This is a genomic window from Candidatus Foliamicus sp. (genome assembly GCF_965221325.1).
GTDB lineage: Bacteria > Pseudomonadota > Gammaproteobacteria > Steroidobacterales > Foliamicaceae > Foliamicus.
The window spans coordinates 866,977-891,603 of the sequence record NZ_OZ244880.1 but is presented as its reverse complement, the minus strand read 5'-3'; the positions used below and the strand labels follow the sequence as shown (position 1 = coordinate 891,603).

The 24,627-nt window shown below is 62.4% G+C and carries 20 protein-coding genes; 11 read left to right on the top strand and 9 right to left on the bottom strand.

What is annotated here, in order from left to right; genetic code table 11:
* Window positions 1-55 precede the first annotated feature (55 nt).
* Both ACWCOO_RS04085 and ACWCOO_RS04080 read left to right on the top strand, forming a co-directional pair.
* A complete protein-coding gene (locus ACWCOO_RS04085; RefSeq protein WP_446831684.1) occupies window positions 56-1,285 on the top strand; it encodes a spinster family MFS transporter in 1,230 nt (409 codons plus the stop codon).
* A 2-nt stretch (window positions 1,286-1,287) separates the two neighbouring features.
* Entirely contained in the window at window positions 1,288-2,499 is a 1,212-nt protein-coding gene (locus tag ACWCOO_RS04080) for a molybdopterin molybdotransferase MoeA (RefSeq protein WP_446831683.1), read from the top strand.
* Window positions 2,500-2,535: 36 nt separating this feature from the next.
* Here ACWCOO_RS04080 and ACWCOO_RS04075 read toward each other — a convergent pair whose 3' ends face one another.
* The 3 genes from ACWCOO_RS04075 to ACWCOO_RS04065 form a co-directional block, all read right to left on the bottom strand.
* A complete protein-coding gene (locus tag ACWCOO_RS04075; protein ID WP_446831682.1) occupies window positions 2,536-3,933 on the bottom strand; it encodes a hypothetical protein in 1,398 nt (465 codons plus the stop codon).
* Between the two features lie 260 nt (window positions 3,934-4,193).
* The gene (locus ACWCOO_RS04070; RefSeq protein WP_446831681.1) at window positions 4,194-6,332 is read right to left on the bottom strand and encodes an ATP-binding protein; all 2,139 of its coding nucleotides are present in this window, start codon (window positions 6,330-6,332) and stop codon (window positions 4,194-4,196) included.
* Window positions 6,333-6,459: 127 nt separating this feature from the next.
* Window positions 6,460-7,794: an aminotransferase class III-fold pyridoxal phosphate-dependent enzyme gene (locus ACWCOO_RS04065; RefSeq protein ID WP_446831680.1), complete on the bottom strand. Its 1,335-nt coding sequence runs from the start codon at window positions 7,792-7,794 to the stop codon at window positions 6,460-6,462.
* Window positions 7,795-7,984: 190 nt separating this feature from the next.
* On the opposite strand from ACWCOO_RS04065, the gene moaB reads away from it, so the two are divergent.
* The 3 genes from moaB to ACWCOO_RS04050 are packed head-to-tail and all read left to right on the top strand — an operon-like array spanning window position 7,985 to window position 10,461.
* Complete coding sequence (gene moaB, locus ACWCOO_RS04060; protein WP_446831679.1) at window positions 7,985-8,479, top strand: molybdenum cofactor biosynthesis protein B; 495 nt, start codon at window positions 7,985-7,987, stop codon at window positions 8,477-8,479.
* Between the two features lie 19 nt (window positions 8,480-8,498).
* Entirely contained in the window at window positions 8,499-9,269 is a 771-nt protein-coding gene (gene gloB / locus ACWCOO_RS04055) for a hydroxyacylglutathione hydrolase (RefSeq protein ID WP_446831678.1), read from the top strand.
* A 37-nt stretch (window positions 9,270-9,306) separates the two neighbouring features.
* Window positions 9,307-10,461: a hypothetical protein gene (locus ACWCOO_RS04050; protein WP_446831677.1), complete on the top strand. Its 1,155-nt coding sequence runs from the start codon at window positions 9,307-9,309 to the stop codon at window positions 10,459-10,461.
* 47 nt (window positions 10,462-10,508) lie between these two features.
* Here the strand turns inward: ACWCOO_RS04050 and ACWCOO_RS04045 are convergent, their stop codons facing one another.
* The gene (locus ACWCOO_RS04045; protein WP_446831676.1) at window positions 10,509-11,402 is read right to left on the bottom strand and encodes an alpha/beta fold hydrolase; all 894 of its coding nucleotides are present in this window, start codon (window positions 11,400-11,402) and stop codon (window positions 10,509-10,511) included.
* Window positions 11,403-11,563: 161 nt separating this feature from the next.
* Here ACWCOO_RS04045 and ACWCOO_RS04040 point away from each other — a divergent pair, with 161 nt between their 5' ends.
* Together ACWCOO_RS04040 and ACWCOO_RS04035 are read left to right on the top strand one after the other, a co-directional pair.
* On the top strand, window positions 11,564-12,496 hold the full coding sequence (locus tag ACWCOO_RS04040) for a hypothetical protein (RefSeq protein ID WP_446831675.1): 933 nt from the start codon (window positions 11,564-11,566) through the stop codon (window positions 12,494-12,496).
* 22 nt (window positions 12,497-12,518) lie between these two features.
* Window positions 12,519-13,457, top strand: coding sequence for a hypothetical protein (locus ACWCOO_RS04035; RefSeq protein WP_446831674.1), 939 nt, complete (start codon window positions 12,519-12,521; stop codon window positions 13,455-13,457).
* Between the two features lie 5 nt (window positions 13,458-13,462).
* Here the strand turns inward: ACWCOO_RS04035 and ACWCOO_RS04030 are convergent, their stop codons facing one another.
* Together ACWCOO_RS04030 and ACWCOO_RS04025 are read right to left on the bottom strand one after the other, a co-directional pair.
* Window positions 13,463-14,314, bottom strand: coding sequence for a DUF1838 family protein (locus ACWCOO_RS04030; protein ID WP_446831673.1), 852 nt, complete (start codon window positions 14,312-14,314; stop codon window positions 13,463-13,465).
* 56 nt (window positions 14,315-14,370) lie between these two features.
* Window positions 14,371-14,511, bottom strand: coding sequence for a hypothetical protein (locus ACWCOO_RS04025; protein WP_446831672.1), 141 nt, complete (start codon window positions 14,509-14,511; stop codon window positions 14,371-14,373).
* A gap of 39 nt (window positions 14,512-14,550) precedes the next feature.
* On the opposite strand from ACWCOO_RS04025, the gene ACWCOO_RS04020 reads away from it, so the two are divergent.
* From ACWCOO_RS04020 to ACWCOO_RS04010, 3 genes are all read left to right on the top strand, one after another.
* On the top strand, window positions 14,551-15,465 hold the full coding sequence (locus tag ACWCOO_RS04020; RefSeq protein WP_446831671.1) for a LysR family transcriptional regulator: 915 nt from the start codon (window positions 14,551-14,553) through the stop codon (window positions 15,463-15,465).
* Between the two features lie 58 nt (window positions 15,466-15,523).
* Window positions 15,524-16,381 (top strand): SDR family oxidoreductase, encoded by an 858-nt coding sequence (locus ACWCOO_RS04015; RefSeq protein WP_446831670.1) that lies wholly within the window; start codon window positions 15,524-15,526, stop codon window positions 16,379-16,381.
* Window positions 16,382-16,605: 224 nt separating this feature from the next.
* Window positions 16,606-18,945 carry a TonB-dependent receptor gene (locus ACWCOO_RS04010; protein ID WP_446831669.1) on the top strand — a complete coding sequence of 780 codons (2,340 nt, stop codon included), beginning with the start codon at window positions 16,606-16,608 and terminating at the stop codon, window positions 18,943-18,945.
* Between the two features lie 37 nt (window positions 18,946-18,982).
* On the opposite strand, the gene ACWCOO_RS04005 is transcribed toward ACWCOO_RS04010, so the two are convergent.
* Complete coding sequence (locus tag ACWCOO_RS04005; RefSeq protein WP_446831668.1) at window positions 18,983-19,990, bottom strand: hypothetical protein; 1,008 nt, start codon at window positions 19,988-19,990, stop codon at window positions 18,983-18,985.
* A gap of 83 nt (window positions 19,991-20,073) precedes the next feature.
* On the opposite strand from ACWCOO_RS04005, the gene ACWCOO_RS04000 reads away from it, so the two are divergent.
* On the top strand, window positions 20,074-21,246 hold the full coding sequence (locus ACWCOO_RS04000) for a T6SS phospholipase effector Tle1-like catalytic domain-containing protein (protein ID WP_446831667.1): 1,173 nt from the start codon (window positions 20,074-20,076) through the stop codon (window positions 21,244-21,246).
* Here the strand turns inward: ACWCOO_RS04000 and ACWCOO_RS03995 are convergent.
* Together ACWCOO_RS03995 and ACWCOO_RS03990 are read right to left on the bottom strand one after the other, a co-directional pair.
* The gene (locus ACWCOO_RS03995) at window positions 21,243-22,628 is read right to left on the bottom strand and encodes a M24 family metallopeptidase (protein ID WP_446831666.1); all 1,386 of its coding nucleotides are present in this window, start codon (window positions 22,626-22,628) and stop codon (window positions 21,243-21,245) included. The genes ACWCOO_RS04000 and ACWCOO_RS03995 overlap by 4 nt on opposite strands.
* 83 nt (window positions 22,629-22,711) lie before the next feature.
* Window positions 22,712-24,196: a KAP family P-loop NTPase fold protein gene (locus ACWCOO_RS03990; RefSeq protein ID WP_446831665.1), complete on the bottom strand. Its 1,485-nt coding sequence runs from the start codon at window positions 24,194-24,196 to the stop codon at window positions 22,712-22,714.
* Window positions 24,197-24,627: the final 431 nt, after the last annotated feature.

The window sequence follows — 24,627 nt, the reverse complement described above, 5'->3', positions numbered from 1 at the left end:
AAAATTCGGCGCCTGGTATGCGGTTGTCCTGCTCACCGCCGCCTACACCTTTGCGTTGATCGACCGCTGGATCATCAGCCTCATGGTGGGGCCGATCAAATCCGACCTCGGCTTGAACGATACCCAGTTCAGCCTGCTGCAGGGCATTGCCTTCGCCCTCTTCTACTGCACCTTCGGCATCCCCATCGCCCGCCTGGCCGACCGCTCCAACCGGCGCAACATTATTTCCGCCGGCATAGCGCTATGGAGCCTGATGACGGCGCTGTGCGGTCTGGCCCGCAACTTCGGCCAGCTCTTCATGGCGCGGGTGGGCGTGGGCGTGGGCGAAGCGGCGCTCGCGCCGGCGGCCTACTCGCTGATCGCCGACCTTTTCCCGCGCAAGAAAGTCGGCCGCGCGGTAGGCACCTATCAGACCGGGCTGTTCGTAGGCTACGGGCTTAGCGTGATCCTGGGCGGTTGGCTGGTCGGCACGCTGGAACAGGGCCCGCCCCTTGTGCTGCCGCTGATCGGCGAACTCTCCGCCTGGCGCGCCACGCTGGTAATCGTCGGCCTGCCGGGGCTGGTGATCGCCGCGCTGTGCCTTACGTTTCGCGAACCGGCGCGGCGCGGAGCCGTGGATGGCGGCGTTCCAGTGCCGGAACTGATCGCCTTCATGAAGAAGAATGTTGCTATATACGGCTACCTCGTAGCCGCGTTCTGCATGCTGTCGCTACTGTTCAACGCGGTCCTGGTCTGGGGCGCCGAGTACTTCATTCGCATTCACGAAATGCCCCGCGCCACGGTCGGACTGCGGCTCGGGCTGATCGTGGCAGGCTTCGGCTGCGTGGGCTCGGTTGTCGGCGGTCTGCATGGCGATTACCTGCACCGCAAGGGCGACCCGGGCGGCGCGATACGCTCCGCCATGCTCGCCACCTTTGCGCTGGCGCCGCTGGCCGGCGTGACTTCGCTGCTGACCAATCCCGATTACTCGATGATGATGTATGCGCCGCTGCTGTTTTTCGGGAGTTGGGTGTTTCCGCTTGCGGTGATGACGCTGCAGCTATTCACGCCGCCGTCGATGCGCGCTCAGGTTACTGCCGTCTATCTGTTCGTGGTGGCGCTCTTCAGCATGGGTTTCGGCAGCACTTCGGTGGCGCTGATCACCGATTTCGTATTCGCCAACGACATGAAGCTGCACTACTCGATGGCCATTGTCGGCGCAACGAGCGGCCTTCTGGCATTGTTCTTCCTCTGGCGGCTGCTGCCGATCTACCGCCACGCGATGCGGGCGCGCAAGCTTATCTGACGATGCAGGCCCCGCTTACCGTCGCGCAGGCCGAACGCCTGATCCTGAAGTCTGTAGTTCCGTGGCCTGCGGAGCGCGCCGCCCTGCTTTCCGCCGCCGGCCGCATATTGCGTCAGGATGTGCATACCGAACGCGACCTGCCTCCCTACGCGCGCGCCACCATGGACGGTATTGCGATACGCTGGAAGAGCTGGGCCGCCGGCCAACGCGAGTTCGCGCTGGAAGGCGCGCAAAACGCCGGCCAACCCCCGGCAAAACTTTCAAGCCCGCGCGCCGCCTTGCGCATTGCGACGGGCGCGCCCATTCCGCAAGGCGCGGACACGGTAGTCCCTGTCGAGCGCATTCACCCGGCCGGCAGCGGCGTTGTGATCGAAGCCGAATGCCGCCCGCAGCGCGGTCAGTTCATTCACAGGCAGGGCTCTGATCGGCGCGCCGGCGCGCTGTTGTTGAAAGCGGGTTGTCGGATAGGCGGCGTGGAAATGGCGCTGCTCAGCGCAAACGGCGTGGCCGAACCGCCGGTTGCGCCCATCCCGAAGATCGCGCTGGTTTCCACGGGCGACGAACTCGTGGGCCTCGACGCCACCCCCGAACCCTGGCAGATACGCTCCAGCAACGGCCCCGCCATCACCGCCCTGCTTGACCGCCACGGCTACGGCAAGGTGACCGCTATCCGCGCGCCGGACCGGCGCCAAGTGCTCGCCGCGCGAATCGGCGAAGCTCTCTCCGAAAGCGATGCGCTGATCTTGAGCGGCGGCGTATCGAAAGGCGCAAAGGACTACGTGCCCGGCGTGCTGGCCGAACTCGGCGTCCAGCCCGTATTTCACCGCGTCCGCCAGCGACCCGGGTTCCCGCTCTGGTTCGGTATGAGCGGCGACAAGCCCGTGTTCGGTCTGCCCGGCAACCCCGTTTCCAGCCTCGTGTGCCTGCGCCGCTACGTGATCCCGGCGCTAGATAAATCGTCGGGTGCAGCGGCGGCGGGTCCGGAAACTGCGACGCTCGCAAGCGCCGTTACTTTCAAACCCAAGCTCGCCTGGTTCCTGCCGGTACGCCTCGCAAGCAACCGAACCGGCCAGCTTCTCGCCCACCCTTGCCAAACCAACACGTCCGGCGATTTCGCGGCACTGGCAACCACGGATGGCTTCGCGCAACTCCCCGAGAACCGCGTTCATTTCCCCGCGGGCCATAGCGCCCGCATCTTCCGCTGGAATGCGTGAAGAGCCCGCGCCAATCCGGACTATGGGTTCAAACAGTCACCGAACGCCGGTAAACAGGTAGTCGGCCCGGCAGGAATCCGTTTCGTTCTGAAACGACACCGAGAGCGCGACGATTCCGGGCGTCGGCACGGCAAAGCTGTCGATGGTCCAGGTTCCCATTTGGGCGCCATTGGAGCTGTAGGTGCCCGACGCCGCCAATGTGTCGTTCCCCTCCCCGGGGGCGCCGGATAGCTTCAGAACCCTTCCGTAGAAATTATCGAACTGCAATCCCAACGCCTCGTCTTCCGCGGTGAGCGTCAGCGTGGTCGTGTCCACCAGCGGAATGCTGCCCGTGCATTCCGGCGCGCCATTGGTGACGAAGCTCTTGCCGGCGAAGGTATGGGCCAGTAGCGGATAGTCGCCGCGTGCAGCAAGCGGAGCATCGGCGGGCATGGGCCATTCCGTCTCGATGATGGTCCCCACGCGCGCGCCCTCTGCGCCGAGCACGACCGACTCCCGGTGGGTTGCGAGGGTGCCCTCGGCATGCCGCCATTCGACGAGGATGTCATAAGAGCCGACCAGCAAGCCTTCGAAACGGGCGAGCGGCTCGTCGCGCTCAAGCGTCACGGCCTGCGTCTGCCCATGGCCGAGCACCTCCACCGTGGCCAGCGCGTCCTGACCTCCGGTGAGCCCGCCCATGGAAGGCGGATCCTCAAGAAGCCCGGCAAATTCCAGCGTCGCTTGACAGGCACCGGCCGTGTTCTCGAGTTCAACGAGGACGGCTACCGCACCGGGCGCCGGTTCCGACAAGTGAACGAGATTCCAGGGCCCCGTCATGCCGTCGGGCAACGCGAACGCGCCCCGGGCAGCCAGCGGCGACGAACCGGGCTGCAATCTGCCGGAGAGCTGCGTTGTGTCGCCTGCAGCACTGACGAAATCCAGCGACATGGAGTCGCCGTCCGTGTACAGCATCATATCCAGGCGAGCGGGGTTGTCCGCCCCCTGGCCGAGACAATCCTCGGCGTCGAAGATCCCTCTGCCGGTATAGCGACGCCGCATTACGGTAGTTTCGACCGCTGCATCGACCAGCAGATCCGCGCGCTGGTAGTCCACACTCACGGTGAAATCGCCGACATTCTCGTCCAGATCGATGAAGTACGAATACGCGCCGATTTCCGCACCGCCGCTGTTTACCGTCACCCGCAAGTCGTATCGCCCGATCTCAATAGCATCGAAGCGCACTAGTCTTGCGCCCTTCGGCATTTCGCGTTCAAACGTTTCGCCCGAACGCTCAAGCGTGACGACGGCGATCGCTCCCGGGGGCATGGCCTCGTCCGACCGCACATGCAGGCGCACGATAACATCGCTCAGAACGGGCTCCGGCTCCGGCTCAATGACTTCTACGGGCTCCGGTTCTTCCGGTACTTCCGGAATCGGCGGTGGTGGCTGGGTCACCTCTGTGGTTTCACACGCCGATACAGCGAGGAGAACGATACCAAACAGGAGTGCCGACCTTGGTCCGGCACGCATTCGCAGCCGATTCGAGTTCTGCAAGATGGTCCTCCTCATCACTGGCAGCCAGACTGCCGCTTGCCCCAACCGAGCCGCGCCATCTTCCCTTGCGCGCGGCGCCGGGCACCTGATTCTATGTGAAGTCGAAACGGCAAACAAACTGTTGCCGGGCGGGTTGCCGGCGGCCAGATTGCAGCCGCCGATCAGGAGGCTGTCGTGGACGCGCGCCTCCTCGAGACCGGCAGTTCCAGGATCATTCTGGTATGGCTGCCGAATTCCGTTTCGACGCGAATGGAGCCGCCGTGACCCCTCGCAATGTCGTTGCACAAGGACAATCCGAGGCCCGTCCCCTCGTCGGTCGGCTTGGTCGTGAAAAAGGGATTGAAGATCATGTCAACCGCGTCATCGGGGATGCCTGTTCCGTTGTCGTGGACATACACCTCAACACGATCGCCCAGATTTCGAGTGCCCACAGCTATGGTGGCTTCGTAGGATTGGCCGGCCTCCTGTTCGGCCCGGCTCCGCTCGGTGGTGGCCTGCCATGCGTTGATGATCAGATTCTGCACCACACGGGCAATGTCCTGCGCGACGATATCGATCTCACCCGCCTTTTCGTCGAAATCGCGCTCGAGTTTCACCGCAGGTTGGTCGTTTTCCGCCTGATAGGCGCTAACCAGGTTGATCTGCTCGTCGATCAGGCCGTTAATCTCGGTAGGCTCGCGCGAACCCGTGCTGCCGCCCATCTTCAACATGTCGCCCACGATCCGTCCGGCGCGGCCGCCGTGGCTGCGTATGCGCTCGAGGTTTCCGAAAACATCCCTGCAAATCGGCTCAAGCAGTTCCTTTTGAACCTCGCTGAAGCCGTTCTGACTCTCCTCGAGTTCTTCAAGCAGCTCCTGTACCAGTTCCGCTGACACTTCGGAGAAGTTCTGCACGAAGTTCAGCGGATTGCTGATTTCATGCGCGACGCCGGCCGTCAGTTCGCCCAGGCCGGCGAGTTTCTCGCGCGCGACGATCCGATCCTGAGCCTGACGCAATTCCTCAAGCGCGCTTTCGAGCTGATCGTTCTTGCCGCGCAACTCTTCGGCGAGCTTCTCGACCAGGTTCAGGCGCTGCACTTCAAGCGCGTGGCGCCTGAAGACTTCGAGCGCCGAGGCCAGTTCGGCCACTTCGTCGCGGCCGCCGATATCCACCGGATCCTCAAGATCGCCTTCTGCCATGGCGAGCATGCGGTTCGAGAGTGCCTGCAAGCGGGGCGCCAACAGCCTGCCGATCAGTAGCCAGCCAATCAGGATGGCGCCTACGATGCTGAGGCCGTTGATGAAGAAAAGCTGCGTGACCGCGGAATCTATAGCTTGCTGCGAGGCACTGGCCGCCGATGCGGCGGCCTGCCGCGCCTCGTCCACAAGGCGCTCGACCGCATTCAGCAAGTCCGCTGCAAGATTCCGATTCTGGCGCACCAGGCCCGCCTGGCGATCGTCCAGGACGAACTGCTGCGCGCGCAATTCGATTACGCCGTCTCGCGCAAGACCCAGTCTTCGCAAGCGAGCGAAGATGGTGTTGTCGCCGCTCAGGGTGGTGAGCTGCCTTGCGACACGCTCCTCGATGGATTCCAGGGATTCGGCGTCGAGAGCGCCCAGCGCACTCTCCAGGAGTTGAACGGCCAGCGCACCCCGGTCGCGAAACTGGGCCGCGCCATCCGAAAGGCGCGCAACGTCGCCATCCAGGCTTGCCAGTTCGCCACGCAGGCTCTGAGTGCGCGACCGCAAGGCCATCCGCTCCTCCGCCACGCGCCGCAGTGCGTCGATGTTGGTGATCAGCGCTCCGCCGTAACTGCGCACACTGTCGAATCGTTCGCCGCTTTGATTCGTCAGTTCCGATAGCTGAATCTCGAATTCCAGACGTTGCTGATTGATCTCGGCGCTCAGTTCCGCAAGTTCCTCCGCCGATGCGGCGCCTGCGAGGCGCACGGCCGCAACCGCCAAAGCACTGCCCTGCTGGGCAACAGCGAACGATCCGGCAAGCTGCGGCATGCTGGTTTCGTTGACTTCGGACTGGGCGGTTCCGATGGTATCGAAGGCCAGCCACGCCACCAGACTCGCGACCAGGGTGAGCGCCACAATCGTGCCGATACTGGCGTAAAGCTGCCCGGAGATTCTGGACAGAATACGCGTGGCTCCCCGCACCCACTCCAGTCGCCAAATCCCGGTGGCTCCCCGCAGCCACTCCTGGCGTCGAATCCAAGCGGTTCCCCGCACCCACACCTGGCGCCAAATCCTGGCGGTTCCCCGCAGCCACTCCTGGCGCCAAATCCAGACAGCGCCGCTCTTGAGGCGTTGCACAACCCAATCCGCGTACCGGGAAATTTGCCGCGCGGCGCGCAGGATTGGCTCGATTTGCAAGCGATCTGGCAGCCTCACCATCGTCCCCCTCGAAAACTTCCCCCCAAGACTGCGCGGCAAATAGGCGTTACGTCAGCGAATCGAGGACTCGACCGAGTTTCTCCACGAGCTCTGCAATGTGCGTTTCCTCGGCAATGAGTGCAGGGCAAATGGCGATCGTGTCGCCGGTAGTGCGCACCAGCACACCATTATCGAAACACAACCGGAACGCTTCCTGCCCGCGCGCCGTGGGCTTGTCCGCCACCGGCTCCAACTCTACCGCACCCAGCATCCCGAAATCGCGGATATCGATAACGTAAGGCTTGCCCTTCAACGTCTGCAGAGCGTCACCGAGGAGCTTGCCCGTTTCCCTGGCGCGCGCAAACAAGTTCTCGTCGCGATACACGTCCAGCGCCCCGTGCGCGGCAGCCACCGCCAGCGGATGGCCGGAATAGGTGTAGCCATGCGCGAACTCGATAAGCTGCTCGGGGCCGTGCATGAAATCCTCGTAGATGTCGCGGCGCGCCAGCACCGCGCCCATGGGCACCGAACCGCTGGTGAGCCCCTTGGCCAGGGTCATCAAGTCCGGCGTCACGCCGAAGGTATGCGCGGCAAACGCCTCGCCGGTGCGGCCGAAGCCGGTAATCACCTCGTCGAAGATCAGCAGGATCCCGTGTGCGCTGCAGATTTCCCGAATCCGCTCCAGGTAGCCCTGCGGCGGAATCAGTACGCCGCCCGAACACGCGATCGGCTCAACGATAACGGCGGCCACCGTGGAGGGGTCATGCAGAGCCACGATCTGCTCGAGTTCGTCGGCCAGGTGTGCGCCCCACTCCGGCTGTCCGCGGCTGAAGGCCTGGTGCTCCAGGTTCTGCGTATGCCCCAGGTGATCCACGCCCGGAAGCATCGCTCCGAACAGCTTGCGATTCGAGGAAATCCCGCCCACCGAAATACCGCCGAAACCCACGCCATGGTAGCCCTTCTGGCGGCCGATCAGGCGCACCCGCTGCCCCTCGCCCCGCACGCGGTGCCAGGCAATGGCGATCTTCAGCGCCGTATCGACCGACTCCGAACCGGAATTGGTAAAGAACACGCTCGACAAGCCTTCCGGCGCCATCTCCGCCAGCCGGTTGGCCAGTTCGAAAGTGCGCGGATAGCCCATCTGAAAGGCCGTGGAGTAATCCAACCGGCCGGCTTGCTCCTGTATTGCGGCGACGACGCGCGGATGGCAGTGCCCTGCATTGCAGCACCAAAGCCCCGAGACGCCATCAAGCAGTTGCTCGCCCTCGTGCGTGGTGTAGTACATGCCTTTGGCCGCCACCACAAAACGCGGGTTGGCCTTGAACTGCCGGTTGGCCGTGAACGGCATCCAGTAGGCCTGCAAATCGGGCAGTTCCGTCATTACGCTGTTGTCGAGATTCATGGCGGGTACCCTACCAGTTCGGCACGGATTCGAGCAATCGAGGCCGGGAAGCTGGATTGCTCGCTCAGGATCGGCGGGAGCGTGGCGAAGGCTCGCCGAAGCGCCCGGCCGGCCGGCTCGGCGTGACGTAGAATCTTTGGAGAAAGCGGAGCGCAGAGACGTGGGCAAAACGCCGGACAAATTCCTTCCTTTGAACATTGCCGTGCTGACGGTGTCCGACAGCCGCACGCTGGAAACGGACGACTCCGGGGCGTTACTGGCTGAGCGCATTGACCAAGCCGGGCACAAGCTGCACGAGCGACTGCTGGAACCGGACCACCGCTACCGCATTCGAGCCGTGGTCTCGCGCTGGATCGCCGACGAGGATATCGATGCCGTCATATCCACCGGCGGCACCGGTCTGACCGGACGCGACGGCACGCCTGAGGCCGTGGCGCCATTGCTGGACAAGCACATCGAAGGGTTCGGCGAGATGTTCCGAGTGCTTTCGTATGAAGATATCGGCACGTCCACCTTGCAGTCGCGCTGCCTGGCGGGGCTGGCCAACGGTACCTTCGTGTTCTGCCTGCCCGGCTCGCGCAACGCCGTAGCCACCGGCTGGGACAAGCTCATCAAGGCGCAACTCGACACCCGCACTCGGCCCTGCAACCTGGCCGAGCTTCGCCCACGCCTGCGGGAAACCTGAGCCGCGCTGGCCACAGCCCATGTCGCTGCTGCAGATTCACCAGTTTCCCTGTCTGTCCGACAACTACGGCTTTCTGATCCGCGAGCGTCTGTCCGGTCTGACCGCCGCCATCGACACACCCGACCCGCACGCCATCGACCGCGAACTCAAGCGCAAGAACTGGCGGCTGACGCACATCCTCAACACCCATCACCACCCCGACCATGCCGGCGGCAACCTGTGGCTCAAGGAGCGCACCGGCTGCATCATCGTGGGGCCCGGCGCCGACGCCGAGCGCATCCCCGGCATCGATCTGCAGGTGGGCGACGGCGACACCGTTGAGTTCGGCAATACCGAAGCGCTGGTGTACGACACGCCCGGCCACACCAAGGGCCACATCGTCTATTACTTTGCTGACGAAAATGTCGCCTTCGTGGGTGACACGCTGTTCGCCATGGGCTGCGGGCGCCTGTTCGAGGGCACGCCGGCGCAAATGTGGGAATCGCTGCAAAAGCTGATGAGCTGGCCCGGCCGCACGCGCATCTATTGCGCGCACGAATACACCCAAGCCAACGGTCGCTTCGCGCTTACTGTCGAGCCGCACAACCGCGCACTCGTGCAGCGCATGGAGGACGTGGATCGGCTGCGCGCCGAGGGCCGCCCGACGGTGCCCACCACGATGCACCAGGAGAAACGCACCAATCCGTTCCTGCGGCCCGGCAGCGCCGGCATCCGTGCACAGCTCGGCATGGAAGAAGCTGGCGATGTGGAAGTGTTCGGCGAGATCAGGCGGCGCAAGGACCGATTCTGACGATGAATTTTCATTCGGCCATACGAGGTAGAGCGCTATGCCCCAAGCAACACGCAGGCAACTGATCCAGGGAATCGCAGCGACGGGTGTGGCGCTTCCGAGCTGCTGGTCCGGCGCCTGGGCGCAGACCGTGGCAACGGCGCAGCCTGGGCTGATACTCGGCAAGGGCCCGCAGGGCTGGTGCGATGAAGCCAAGAATGGCGGCGCTACGGTGCGCTGGAATGATGAAGACCAATCATGGTGGATGTGGTATTACGCCCGCGACAACAACTATCCGGAGGGCGTGGCGCCGGCCTTTGGCACCGGGAGAATCGCTCTCGCCAAGTCCGCTGACGGCATTGCCTGGCAAAGATACAAGGGGCCTCTGACGGGCGGCGCCATCATGGACTGGAGCAGCAACCCGGAGGACTTCGATTCCACCCACCTCGGCAGCGGCGATGTGCTTCGGCACAACGACGAGTGGCTGCTCTGGTATTTCGGCGGCGACAGCACCACGCCCAGGGAACTGGGCGGACACGCGGTGCCGGAGAGCTACCAGTTCAAAGGCTACCGGTGCCGTCCGGGCGTGGCCCGCAGCAGCGACGGCATTAGCTGGACGCGCATTCGCGGCGCCGCGACCGGCGGCGCAGCGGTGGACATCGGCGACAACATCTATGGCGCCTTCCCCAACGGCATCCACGACGGCAACCGCTTCCTGATGTACTACACCACGCTATCGCCCCGCATCTTCTACTGGGAGACCAAGGTTGCGGAATCCACCGACCTCGTGAATTGGCGCGTGCTGGGAAATATTCAGTGGAGCAGCGATCCGGCCCGCTGGGAGCTCGGCGGCTCGAATACGCGCCATATCCTGCCGAACCCGGATTCGTCGGGACGCCGCTGGCTCATGGTGTATACCGCGCTTGACGCCCGCCTGCCAGGTTTTCCTCGCGTTATCGGCGCTGCGGAGTCCGACGACGGCCTGTTATGGCATCGGAAATATAACGACCCCATTCTGCACATGGGTCCGTTGCACAACTTCGACAGCGGCGGCGTGGCCTACCCGCAGCTCATTCCGCATGACGACGGGCGACTGTTCATGTACTACTACGGTTTCGCCAACACGCTCAACACCAACGAGCCAACCAGGGGGATCGGACTCGCCATCAGCGAGTCGGGCAGGCTCACGGACTTCCGGCGCGTCCGATTCTGAAGGCGAACCGCGCCGCGCAACGCCGGGGCGCGATCTTCAGTCCAAGTCTAGCGCCTGCTCAGCGAGTTCGCGAATGCCATGATGTCCGCATTGAACTTCTCGGGCGCGAACCAGAACGGCATATTGCCGGACTCGGCATACACCGAAACCCGCGCATCGGGCAATTCAGCGGCGATCGATTCGATCTGCTCCAGGTTGGCGAGCGGGTCCCTGCCGCCCACAATGAACAGTACCGGCACGTCAGTTGATTCCAGCAAGTCGCTGTTGTCGGTGCGGTGCTTGCGGTAGAAGGGCCGCACATAATGCGGCGTCATCATCGCCGACACTTCCAGCATCTGCATCTCGGCCGCGGGGAGCTCGGCTTCGCTGGCGACTATGCCCAGGTAGCCCTGCGTCCATTTCAGCAGCGTTCGCGGGTTGGCCGACACCGACCGCGCGATCTGCGCTTCGCGCTCCGGCGTCATCGGCAATTTCGGCCTCGGGACAAATCCCGCGTTGGTGCTCACAAACACAATGCCGCCTATCGCATCGGTCCCGTAATGGCGGATGTAGTCCATCACGAAATAGCCGCCGTATGACCAGGCCACCAGCACCGGACTGACCGAACTCCCGGAATCCAGCGCGGCCTTTACATCGTCCGCCCAGAGTTGCATGTCCAGGTAGTGCTCTTCCTGCCAGGGCTTGGCCGAGGCGCCGTGGCCGCGCATATCGAGCGCAAGCAGCCGAAACTGTTGGGCGAGATCCGACTCCATCTGTTTGTGCCAGTTGAGCGTGCTGGCCAGGAAGCCATGCACAAAAACAATGCTGGGCGCATCCACGCCGCCGTTGCTCGTTAGCGCGATCGGAAGCCCACCGCCGCCTTTGATCATTTCGGTTCGAAGCGCATCCGCCTGCGCCCAGCAGGAAAAAAGGGCGAAAACAAATCCGAGCAGGTTACGCATTAGATCCTCCCGTCCCCATCGGGACTCCATTTTCGGCCACTTCCGGCATTCCCTCAAAATGCAAGATCGACATTCTGCAATAAGGAAGTTTTATGGAACAGGACTGCACGGGCAATATAGGATGGCAAAGTGTGCGTCCGAGCCTTGCATAATCCGCAGCCATGACCCAGTTCGCGACCACGGAGCTAAGCCGGCGAACACTGCTGGCCGTGCTGGGCGGACTGATGGGAGGCAGCGCATTCACCCGCAGCAGCGCAGACGCAGCGCAGGATGAGCCGTCCCAAGCCTACACGCCGGCGGGCATGAAGCGCACACTGCCCGAGACAGCCTTGCAGGAACCACTTGCCCGGATAAGACAGAATGGCCCGTTCGACCTGGACGATTCCCGGGGGCTCACGATGGCCCGCCTGAAGGCGATGTTCAGCATGAACGGCGACTACACTTACACGGCATTCATGACCCGGCATTTCGTGGTTCCGATTGATCGAACACCCTACGCCCTGGTCAATGAACTGGAACTGAACGTAACCTTCCTGACCACCGGCGGCCCCGAATTCCAGGACGACTACGAACAGGGCAAACTGATGCTGCACGCCTTGTACACGCGGGTCTTCCTTGACGCCCATGACCTGCGCCCGGTGCAGACCATCGACGTGCCGGCCATGAACAAGCAGTTGACGCTGAAAAACACGCAGTTCGCGCTCAGCATTCCCATGGACCTCAATCCTTCGGCGGAGGGCGGCGATTCGCTGGGCGACGAATTGACCTGGTACCCGTTCGGGGATGATCTGCACATAAGCTCCCAAGCCATTCCTCCCGTGAATGCGGCCCGACCCCCGCGCATCGATACCTCCGTGTGGAGAGTAAACCTCGCGCATCTGATGGACCCCGGGCATATGCGGCTCAAGGCCGACTACTCCTATTGCGCGTCGTTCTATGCCGCAGTTTACGGCTGGACCGGCCTGTCCATCGACGATCCCACCCGGGTGTTGACCAGCAAGAACGGCATCAAGGTGCATACGCTCGACGAGCTTCCCGCCCTGGTGCGCGAACGGATTCTCAGCAAGTACCCGGAGCGGGTCCCGCAAGCCTGACATAACGAAAGAGGAGCCTGACATGAATGGCACCAACACAATCAACGAAGACCGGCGCGATGTCGTTCGTTCGCTCAGCGCAATCGCCGGCATGGCCGCATTGAGCGGTCTGGTGCGGCCGAAAGCGGCCGCCGCGGCAGACGCAGACAGCGACCTGCTGCCCAACGGCCTGCCTCGCGCAGCCGCGACGGGGGAGCCCGCCGTGGTGGAGTTTGACCGGCCCTTCGATCTGACTGATCCCCGCGATGCCTGGTACGCAAAGATCAAGGCGACCAATAACCTGGCCGGCGAAAAGACCTACGTTCCGATGTTCTCCCGCACCTATATCTGTCCCGAAGGTGGACCATCGCACCCGATGTTCGGTCACTGTGGCATGTGGACCTGGCAATTGCAGAAGGCCACGGTCGAAGAGTTCGAAGACGCCCGGGAAGATTCCATGGTGCAGCGCGCGCTCTACACGGGCATCATCCTGGATCCCTACACCTTCGAGCCTGTCAACGAGCTCGAAAACCCCTACACCGGCGACACGATCACCGTCGAAGATTCGGTGTTCGCCATGAACTACCTGCTGCATCCGCTGGGCGGCGGCCGTGACAAGGACGTTCCGGAGTTCTATGACGCCAATCCCCGTCCGGACACGCCTTATATCCGTTTCGGCGACGAGATCGCCTTCGTGCTGGCGGGCTTGTTCCAAGGCGATGGCGATTACCAACCGCGGGCGGACTCGTCATGGTGGACCACCCGCTACGCAGAACTCATGGACCCGGACCAGCCGCTGGTGGAGACGCGCTACAACTTCACCGGCATCATGCGGGCTTGGGAGCGCCCCTGGCTGGGCGTTGCAAAACCTGACAAGACCCAGTTGATGTGGAACGTGGAGGGCAAGAAAATACACTCCGTGGACCGCATTCCGGACTTCATCAACGAGCACCTGCTTAGCAAGTACAGCGGCCGAACCTGAACGGGCTACGGGCGCTCATGATGGGCGCCGCTGGCTGTGGATTCGAGCGCGCGGCTCATGTAGCCGAATGGGTCTTCGGCAATCTGCGGGTAGTGCCGACGCAAAAGGCTTAGCAGCTCATCCGGCGCCCGGTCCAGGGAGTACGACTTGGCGCCCCGCGCACGCGTGTAGAGTCCCCCGGGGCGCGAGCCCATGTCCATCCAGGGCAGCCAGTCGGACACGATTTCGAGATGAAGCGTTGCGGGTACCCGAGGCGACAACGCGTTCAGGTCTTGCGCGCGGGCGCCGTAGTCCACGAATTCCGTGGAAGCGAAAACGACCTTGCCCGATTCCTCGTCTGTCACCGTGACGTGCTTTTCGATCTGCGCCCAAGTCTCGTAACCGAGGGTAGCGGGCGGCTCGACCGACTCGACAACGCGGATGCCTCCCGGCGCCGAGCGCTCGGACGGTCCGACATGGGAGTGGAAGGACGACAGCGTGACAGGCGCGGGAAGGTTCACCGGCACCTCGCGGCCTGAATAGGGATTAAACCATGTCTCAAGACGTTCCCCGCTTTCCAGGTCGGTATAGAACACGACCTCCAGGACATCCAGGCTGTAGCCGCCCTCCTGGGGATAAACGATGCGAGAAAAACCGATAGTAGCGGTCTTCCACAATGCCTGGAGCCGGTTGTCCACCCGGCCGTACTTGACCCCGAAGATCGACCAGATGACTTCGTCGTCAACTCCGGAATAGAGCATCCGCAGGTAGTTGCGCTGTGCGTCAACGGACAGCAGATCCGGCGGCGGCGCGCTCTCTGCGTCTGTTGCCGCGCCGGCGCCTGGCAACTGCAGTGGACTGCCGACAAGCAATGCCAAGCCCGCAATGGAAAGCCGGATTTTGCGTGACAGTGGCGGACTTGGCCCACCCCGGTTCACCCCGCCGCCGGCGCCTTGAACGCGCGCACCGCTGCAACCGAAAGCGCTTCGCTGCTCAGAACCATAACTTGCAAGATGCAAATTTGACCGGTCCATAATTGCAAATTATATTGGCGCGAGAATTCGTCCTCCAACATCGGACGGATTTGCAGAAGCAGTATCGGCGTGTCCCGCGCATGAAATTCGACCTCAAGCAGTTGCGCCACTTCGTGAGCGTGGTCGATACCGGCAACATCACCCGCGCCGCCGAATTGGCCTACATCACGCAGCCCGCACTCACGCGCAGCATCAAGAAAATGGAGCAACGCATGGGCGCAATACTGCTCGACCGCGGCCCGCGGTCCATTACACCTACCGAGGCTGGAAGGGTGCTGTACCGCTACGCCAAGATCATCATCAACCAGGCGGAGCGGGCGCTTGCGGATGTCACCGCAGTCTCCAAAGGCGAGCAGGGACATGTACATATCGGAATTGCCGCGCTATTCGCGCCCACCTTGGTCAGCCACCTGATTCCGCACCTGTCGGCGAAATTCCCCGGACTGCATACACGCATCACCGAGGGCTTCTTCGAAGATCTCGTAGCGGGCCTGATGGAAGGCGAGATCGACGTGTTGTTGTCGAATTTCCCACCGGGCGTGGTGCCGCCTGACGTAATCCTGAAGCCGCTGTTTCAGGTCCGTGCGGAATTCGTGGTGGGCGCTTCGCATCCGCTGGCGTCCAGCGACAAGGTCACGGCAGAAGACTTGAGAAACGCCCAATGGGCCATCATCAAGCACCCGCACATCGTGGATTTTCTTGACAAGTTCTTTGCCGCCGAATCCCTGCCGCCGATCTCGGCAGCCGTGGAGGCCACCTCGCTCAACACCTTGAAGTCGCTGGTACTGCTTGGCCAGTACGTCGCCATGCTGCCGCGCCGCTGGATCGAAAAAGAGCTCGAATCGGGCGAAATCAGGACCATACGAAAGGAAGGAACCGCGCTGGTGCGCGAGGCAGGTCTCATCCTGCGACAGACCGAAACACAGCGGCCCACGCTCGCCAACATTATTCCTGTAATCGAGGAATCCTGCCGGCAGTGGCAGATCGATCGCTGACGCTCCGCGCCTTCGAACTCTCCGCCCACATACCCTTCAGCAAAGGAAAACCCCAGCCATGACCATCCTGCTGACCGCCGCAAACGGCCGCACCGGACGTGCGGTGCTGAAAGAGCTCGCGCGCAAGGGCGCCGACGTGAAGGTGTTCCTGCGCGACCAAAGCCAGTGGCCCGACCTCAAGAACCTTGGAGCTGCTTCGTATGCCATTGGCGACATGGAGAACGCAGCCACGATCAATGCCGCGATGGCATCCTGCGACGCCATCATCCATATCGGCCCGCCGATGCATCCCAAGGAGGTGGAGATCACGCAGCGCTTCATCCGCGCCGCAGCGAAACGCAACTTGAGCCGCTTCGTCTATTACTCGGTAATGCACCCGCTGCGCCGCGCGGTGCGCCATCACCAGCTCAAACTGGACGCAGAAGAAGAACTGATCGAATCCGGCCTGCCCTACACCATCGTGCAACCCATTCGCTACATGCAACACCTGGCGATGATCTGGAACCAGGTGCTGGAGACCGGCGTGCACGCCATGCCGTTCAACATCGACGTCAAGTTCAACGTGGCCGATCTGCGCGATCTTGCCGAGGCAACCGCCACCGTAGCCACCAGCCCCGGGCACACTTACGCCACGTATGAGTTGGCCGGCCCTGAAGCCTTGAGCCAGCGCGATATGGCCGCCGCAATCAGCCGCGTGATCGGCCGGAAAATCAGCGCCGCCGCCGTGAGCCCGGAGCAGTTGGAAGCGAAAGCCCGCAAGGCCGGCGCCAGCGACGATCGAGTCGCGCAGATGCTCATCATGAACAGGCACTATGACCAATTCGGGTTCCGCGGCAATCCCAACATCCTGAGATGGATCCTGGGCCGCAAGCCCAACACCTTCGAGAATTACGTGCGACGACTCGCCGAGCGCTAAGCGGCGCGCAATCCCGAGGTAGGTTACGCGCGCTTCGGCAGGATCAACAGGGCGTATGCCATGATGCCTTCTTTGTATCAGGCCGCCCGAGGCTATGCATTAGACTACCAGAAGGGGTATGTATGCATGCACTGCATACGCGGAGAGCTACGTGAGAGTCCGATGGGTGTTCTGGAGCGATGACCTCCATGAGACATCCGGACGACACGAAGGAGGAATTCGACATGACGCATCAACACACTCGGACTCGGGCAAGAGCCCTCGCGAAAACTCCGGCATGGCTCGTGTTTCCCGCCCTCCTCGCCGGCACAGGCATGCTGGCGAGCGATCGTGTTCTGGCCCAGGATGACAGCCTGCAACTCGAAGAAATCGTCGTCACGGCCCGGAAACGCACTGAGAACCTCCAGGAAGTGCCTCTGTCGATTACGGCAATTTCCGGCATCGACCTGGAGCGCGCGTCCGTGTATGGACTCAGTGACTTGGCGGAAATGACGCCCGGACTGACCTACCAGAGCATCGGGGCGTTCAACACGCCCACCATCCGCGGCCTGTCGCAAACCAGCCAGGGCGGCCTGCAGGGCAACGTCGGTGTGTTCATCGACGGCGTTTTTCTCAACAACCGCTCGTCGCTTGAGTTCGGTCTGCTCGACCTCGAGCGCATCGAAGTGGTGAAGGGGCCGCAAGGCGCGCTTTACGGACGCAACACCTTCGCCGGCGCCATCAACTACGTCACCGCCAGCCCAACGGCCGACGAGATCAGCGGCAAGCTGTCGGCCGAAGTCGGCAACGCCGGGCGCCAGGAACTGGGCGGTGCCATCAATCTGCCTCTGGGCGAGAACGCCGCGATGCGAGTGTTCGCAGCCGCCAGCGAGTTCGATGGAACGATCAACAACGCGCGTGACGGCGACAAGCTCGGCGGTTACGACGAACGGTTGTCGTATGGCGTCTCGGCGGTTTTCGATCCGTCCGAGAACCTTAGCGTCAAGTTGTTCGCTGCGCGCACCGAAATCGACGAGGATCAGCCGCCCCTGATTATCGTTCCCACCTCGCGCAATGACTGCGGCGCCACCTACAACCTGCCCGATGGCCGGATATTCCGATCGCTCTATTGCAGCGGTCTGCAGGAAGGCGACGCACCCAACCTCAATTCTCTCGGCACCGGCCAGGTGGGCAACTTCACCCTCTCCTACCTCAACCTCGAGTACGACCTGGGTTTCGCGGCCCTGACGGCCAACTTCTCGCACTCCGAGTCGGAATACGCCACCGCGTTCGACAATACGTCCAACCCGGCCGCCGAACAGATACCGCTGGGCCCACTGGGATTCTCGGCGCAGTTCTTCACCAATTCCAGCGGCGATGTGGCCGAGCAGAGGTCCTACGAAGTTCGTCTGGCCTCCACCGGCGACGGCGCGCTGGATTGGCTCGTCGGCGGCTCCGTGTTCGACACGCTCACAGGGAGCGTGCTCTCCAGCATCTCCACCCTGTTGGACAACCCAAGCGAAGTGGGCCGAATTTCGTTCCTGCCGACACGCCTGGATACCGATGTGCGGGCGGTGTTCGGCTCGCTGTCCTACGCTCCGGACGACAAGCACAAACTGAGTGCCGAAATCCGCTATACCGAGGAAGACCAGTTCCAGGAAAGCGCGGTGATGATTTTCTTCATCCCGAACTTCCCCGATTCAATGACCTCAGCGGGTTCGGAGTTCAGCTACACGACACCACGCCTGACCTACGAATACGCCATGAGCGGCGACACACGGCTTTATGCCTCGGTAGCCCGCGGCGTAAAGACAGGCGGCACCAACGGCGCCGGATTTGCCGACACGCCATTTGCCAGCTTCAAGGAAGAGTCGAACTGGACTTATGAAGTGGGCATCAAGACATCGATTCTGGACGGGCGGGGCGTATTCAATGCAACCGCCTATTCGGTGGACTGGACCGACCTGCAGATTCCCGCGCCCGCCAGCCTTGAAGTGGGCACCGCTATCGTGAACGCCGCCGGCGCCACCTCAACGGGCATCGAAGTCGATACCACCATCAACGTGACCGACAACTTCACTCTCCGCGCCGCCATGACCTGGCTGAACCCCGAGTTCGACAGCGGCGTTGTGGACGCTGCGATCGAGCCGCTATGCGGAGCGCGCGGACCCGTAGTTGCGCCATCCCTGGCGTGCAGCACGGAGGTCGGCGGCCAGCAACTCCCGCGCACCTCCGATTTCCAGCTCTACCTTGGCGGCACCTATACCTGGCCTCGCCTGATCGGTGATTTCGACGGCTACCTGCGATTGGACTCCAGCCACCAGGCGGGCAAGTATTCCTTGAGCCTCAACCAGCAGGACCAGGGCGACATCAACCTCACCAACCTGCGCCTGGGGCTTGAATCCGAGAGCTACGAGATCGCCATTTGGGCGGAGAATCTGTTCGACGAGGACTACAACGAGCGCGTTACTGTCGTAACCGACCCCGCTGCCGGTTTCGCCTGCAGTAATTGCGGCATCACGGTCGCGCGCTTCTATCCGGGCAACACCCGAACGTACGGCCTGCGCGCCACCTGGAAGTTCTGAGCAGAGCGGTTGAGGCAGCCGGGGGAGTTGCGCCGGCTTACAGGAACCTCTCGGGAAAGCGCTCCATTACCTGCGCGCGAATGAACGACGGCAGCCTTGAGGGATCGTGCGTCTTCATCCCCGTCAGGTGGACCAGCAACTGCGCCGGATCACCCGGCTCCACGCCGTACCAGGAATACTCCGTCACCTTCTGGATCACCGAGTAGTCCCTACGCGTATCGATTGCCCGCTTGGCAGGATCCATAAGCTCGCCGCGGTTGACCGTCCAGAATCCCACGTCGCAGCGCGGTTGGTGCGCGCCCGGCTTCTGCGCCGATCCGAGCACCGTGTAAGTCACCTCGTTTCCGGTATCGATCCGGTGCTGCGAGAACCCGCCGTCCTCGTCCCAAGGCTGCCGGTAGAAGGCCGGGTCCACTCCCGGAACAATGATCGACTGTTCGAGCCGGTACACCAGCCGATCGGCGTAGTGAATCGTGGGAATTTCGATCGTCCTGCCGATATAGGGGTTGAACTTTCTTGACACGGGGCTGAAGTCCCTCGGATCGACATGCGTGGTCGTGAAGGTGGCCCACATGGTGTAGTCGAACTCACCCACATCCGGCGCCCAGGAAGGATCCGTGGGCGTGACGAACACCTTCGCCAGCGTGAGACGGCCCAAAAACGGATACGCCGGCTCGCCGGGCGGGCAAATCAGTATCCAGCCGTACTGGGCCAGCCAGTAATAGTCCCCAGAGAGATTCGCCTGCGCCTTTGCAAATGCGAAGTGATTGTCAAACGGATCACTCAAATCATAAGGCCCCGTATGCTCCGGTATCCAACGCGGCAACGCGAAGGCGTCTGCAGGCAGGCTCTCCCGTCGCGCATGCTCGCTTACCGTTTGCTGCACCCTTCCGTTGTCGTCGTCCATCATCGAAAACACGTCCTGTGCGCGCATGAGGCCGGCGAAACCCAAGCCGAGGCCCGCCGTGCGCAACAGCCTGCGGCGCGTGGTCAGGCGCGGCTCCGCGCCGCCTGGTGATGAAGAACCTTCGGTCTTGACTCGCATTTGACGCCCCCCTTGGCTTACTGCCCTTCTCAGGATCATAATGGACCAATGCGCTAAGCATCTTCCGGTTGTCAGGGGGCGGAATGGGCAGGACGCTGGTTTTCAACTTCGACGGCACGGGCAACGAGCCGGGCGACGCATGCGAATTTGCCGAGGGCGCGAGCATCAGCAACGTGCTCAAGCTGCACGTGCTGATGGGCGGGGGTCTGGGGCCGGGCGGGCACCGCTCGGAAACCCCGGATGGCGGCGAACAGCGTGCCTTCTACTACCACGGCATCGGCACGCGCGCGGGCAAGCTGCGGATTCCGCTGTTCAGCCGGTTCTATTCCTATACGCGCAAACTCGTGAACATGGCCATTGCGCCCCGCTGGGGCGATGTGGCGCGGATTCTGCGCGAGGCGAAGGCGGATTTCGACGCGAATTATGAGGCCGGCGACCGCCTGGTGGTGTTCGGCTTCAGCCGCGGGGCCGCACTGGCGCGCAAGTTCGTGGCCGGACTCCTGGACGAAGACGGCAGTCGCGAGGTCGCGTTTCTGGGCGTATTCGACACGGTCGCGGCGATGGACGGCGTACATCGGGAGGGCGAGGAAATCAGCACGCAAGTGGTGTTCGAAAACGGAACGCTGCATGGGGGCGTCGAGCGGGCCGTGCATATCGTGGCGCTGGACGAAGACCGAGTCACGTTTACGCCCACGCTGATCAACAAGGACGATTCACGGCCGCAGCGGATTCTCGAAGTCTGGTTTCCGGGCGTGCATAGCGACATTGGCGGCGGCTACTGGCACGACGGCCTTTCGGACCTGGCGCTGGAATTCATGATCGAGCAGTGCAAAGCGGCCATGGGTGGCGCCATCCGCATCCACGGTGGCGGCGGCGAGGCTGTTCGTGGCCTCCTGGAAAAGCTGCAAGAGCAAACCCTGACGGGGGAACAGAGTGGCGGTTTATCGAAGGTGGACGTGGACGATCTCGTCATTCACCCCATGGCCACCGGCACGCAGCACAAGCACAGCGGCTTGATGGCGAAGGCGGGCGACCAGGCGCCACGGCGCGTCTGCGTCAATCATGACGATCAACCCAGCCGCGAGACGCTTCCGCTGATTCACCACAGCGTAAGAGAGCGGTTCAATGGCATGCCCGGCTATCGGCCCGCCGCCCTGCGCGGCCTGAAATTCCGACTGCTGCTGCCCGACGGCCAGACCAGCGGGCCCATACGAGGCATCAGCGGCTTGCGCAAAAGCGCTCGAACCGCAGCTTAAACCTGCACTACGTTGGTGCCAATGGTGTTTATGGGTTCGGCGCCATCTTCGGTAATGAGCATCAGGTCCTCAAGGTGCGAGGAACCGCCCATGCCGGTGGCGCCCATGGGGCAGTCCACGCTCAACACCATGCGCGGCTCGATCACGATGTCTTCGCGCGGCGGCGAGCCCTTGGTGCCCACGTGGTCGGTGTGATAGAGGCCCACCGAGTGCGGATTGAATGAGATCGAGAAGTCCGCGCCCATCTTGCGCAGCGCCTCCTGGCCCATGCGCCGCACCTCGGAGAACCGCAGGCCGGGCTTGAGGTTTTCGCGCACATGATCCCAGGAGCGGGCGGTGAGCTCCGACACCTTACGCATCCGCTGCGACGGCTCGCCAATGTAGATGGCACGGGCGAAATCGCCGTGATAACCCATGTATTCGCTCACGCAGTCGATCGAAAAGCACTGGCCTTCGCGCAGCGTGGCCGAGTAAGTGGGCGAGCTGACCCGGTCGATCACCATGAACACGCCGCGCATCCCGCGCGTCGCGGCGGCCGCGAAATAGGTAGCGCGCAACTCCCGCACATCGGCGCCGGCGCGCGCGGTGGCGGCCGCCTGCAATGCCGCTTCGGCGTTGGCTTGCGCGGCGTAGCGCATGAGCTGTATTTCCACATCGGATTTCACCGGACGGATGCGCCGCAGCGCATCGTCAGCACTCACCAAGGTGGCTTCGCCGGCGGCCTCGGCGACACTGCGGGCTACCGGCTGCAGATCGGTGGCAATGCGCCCACCCGCGACTGAAGTATCTTTCAGCGCGGCAGCCAGCGCGTGCTTGAGATGGGGCCTGGCCGCTTCCGCGCGCACGGCGCGTTCCACCATGCTCAGCCGGGTGGACTCGATAACGTCCAGCGGTTCGTGTTCAAGATCGGGATACAGCGGCAGTTCGCCAACGCCCAGCTCGGCGCCCTCTTGCTCCGCTCCAGGCGCCGCATAGAGGTAGGCGGGATAATCCGAGTGCCGGTGATCCATGGCGATGGTGTAGTAGTAGAGAAACGAAGGCGCGATGAGCGAAAGGCGCTGATCCCTCTGGCGCGTAATCAACGCATACACCGCAGGCGTACGCCCCATCTTGGTGGCGGTGAGATCAAGCCCGGTAGCGTGATACACATTCTTCCCGGCACCCAGGACGATAGCGTCCAGACCAAGCTCGGCCATCACCTTGTCGGCCTGCTCGAAATTCATGCGCGGCCCCAGAATGGGCGGCGGCACCGACACCGACATGCGCAGGCGCCGCTCCGACGCCGAGGACTCAGCGCGCACCGGCGAAGCAAGCCCGGCCGCACCCGCCGCGGCAAGACCCCCCAAGGCTTGACGGCGATTCATCGTAGGCTGAATGGACATGATGCGCTCCCCGTTGTCGTTCGCAAGTCAAGGTAACAGAACCGTTCTCGCGGCGAAAGAACGCGGTGGAGTTGTCGCGCGTCTCAATCCGATGGGCTGTCGGGTTGCTCGTCCAGATGAGGCGACAACAGCTCAATACGCTGCACCGTCTCATTGAAGCCGATCCCGCGGAAGCCCAGTTTCGACCCGCGAATCTGTTTCAACCAATACAAGACTTCCTTGGCATTACTTGGCGTTTTCGTTGCTCGGTTATTCGGTGCGCCTTCCTCTGCCACTGCTTCCTCGTACCTCTGCATGAGCGGTGTGTCCGACTGACCATTCCGCCCATTATCGTTCCGCCGGTACTGCTCCCGTTCTATATGGGCGGTAATCATCCATGTCTCGAAAGTTCTGATCATCGCCTTATGTTTCGTGCGCGCACTTGCTTCAAGAAGCCCCACAATGCCGTCAACTACTTCGGCGTCGGATGCTCGGCCCTCCACAAAACGGTCGTACAGTTCCCGATTCAGAGTCCGGAGAATGACTAGGACCGCCGCTGTGGTTCCAAAAGCAAATTGGCGGTCCTGAAGTGCCCCGTACACCATTCCCAAGAGATGAATCGCCCGAGCTGTCGTCCTTAGACTTACAGCCGCGCCACCGAAGAAAGCGACCAGCATCGGCTTGAGAGGGCCCAAGCCTTCCGGGTCCCCAGGGCGGTTCAAGTAAGCCATGATTCTTACTTGGCCGATTGTGCGTTCGATGAATTTCGTTCGGTCGGGCGCAGGGAGCCGAAAATCCACGTCGAAAAACCGCCCAAGATAGCCTCGGGCATCAAATTCTGGACCGTACAGTGCCCGAACCGAATGGGCGAGTTCCGTCCGATTCACCGCGACCACAAACACAATTCCGTCCACCGAGAACAGGTGTTTTGCGACTTCCAGGAGCTCCACTGCATAGGAAGGGCGGCACCTGTCGAGTTCGTCAATTATCACGACCAGCAGCGGCCGTTCCGGGTTTCCTGACACCTGCTGCGCCATGACTGATAAAGCGCTCTTGAATTCCTCCACTGACTTCCGGGCGTCACGATACGCTGAGACCCGTTCGTCAACGTAGGATTCCAAAATGACGTCAGCAACTTCTCTGAGTGCCGTGCCCGCCACGGGAACTTGCTCCAAAATCGTCTGCAGCATCGCCGGCCATCGCGTCCTCATAACGGCTCTCGCGCACTCACGTCCCTTTTCGATACTCTTCCGCACCTCTGCGCCAGGCCTCTTGGGGTGCTCTTTGAGGCCATCCATCAGCTCGGTTGCGAGCGCCGTAAACGGATCCGACACATAGTCGGATTCCCACGCGTTGAAACGGACCACTGGCACCTTCTCTTCTTCCAGTTCCAGATGCCTGTGCAGCATCCGGATGAATGTCGTCTTCCCGTATCCCCAGTCCGCGTCAATCCCAAAAACACCAGGCCCCTCCACCAAGCGAATGAGTCTGGCGAAAATCTTGACCGACTCCTTCCGCTCCAAGGCGTCGTACTTGAACGGATCGCCCGGCGGCACCTCGATTTCAAACGGCTTTATTCGTATTCCCAATGGCTGCTCCAGAATATGCCAACGTGGATCCCCCCCCCCCCAGAACTCAGTGCGTGTAGCAAAATGTCCCGCAATCTCTGGTTCGGAAGCGATTCCAGGATAGCGAAAACGCGCTAAACCTGCACTATTGCAACGCCAAAGCCAACTATCGCATCTTCAAACCCGCGAGCCCCTCCCGGAAACTGTTGGGGACGGTTCATTTCTTCCGTGAGTGCCACAATGAGGCGTTCCATATGTCCTGTTACCTGTCCTGCTACTTGTTCGGTATCTTGCAGTGTCACTTAGGGGGTCGCCGCGAGAAAGGCCTGCTCCCAGATGTGGTGAACTCGTACACCGGCGCCCCATCACCCGCTATCATATTGATTGATAAGGGAGCATCGGTCACGCGAATGGCGGCGAAACGGCCGACCACGGGAATCGTGTCGAACACA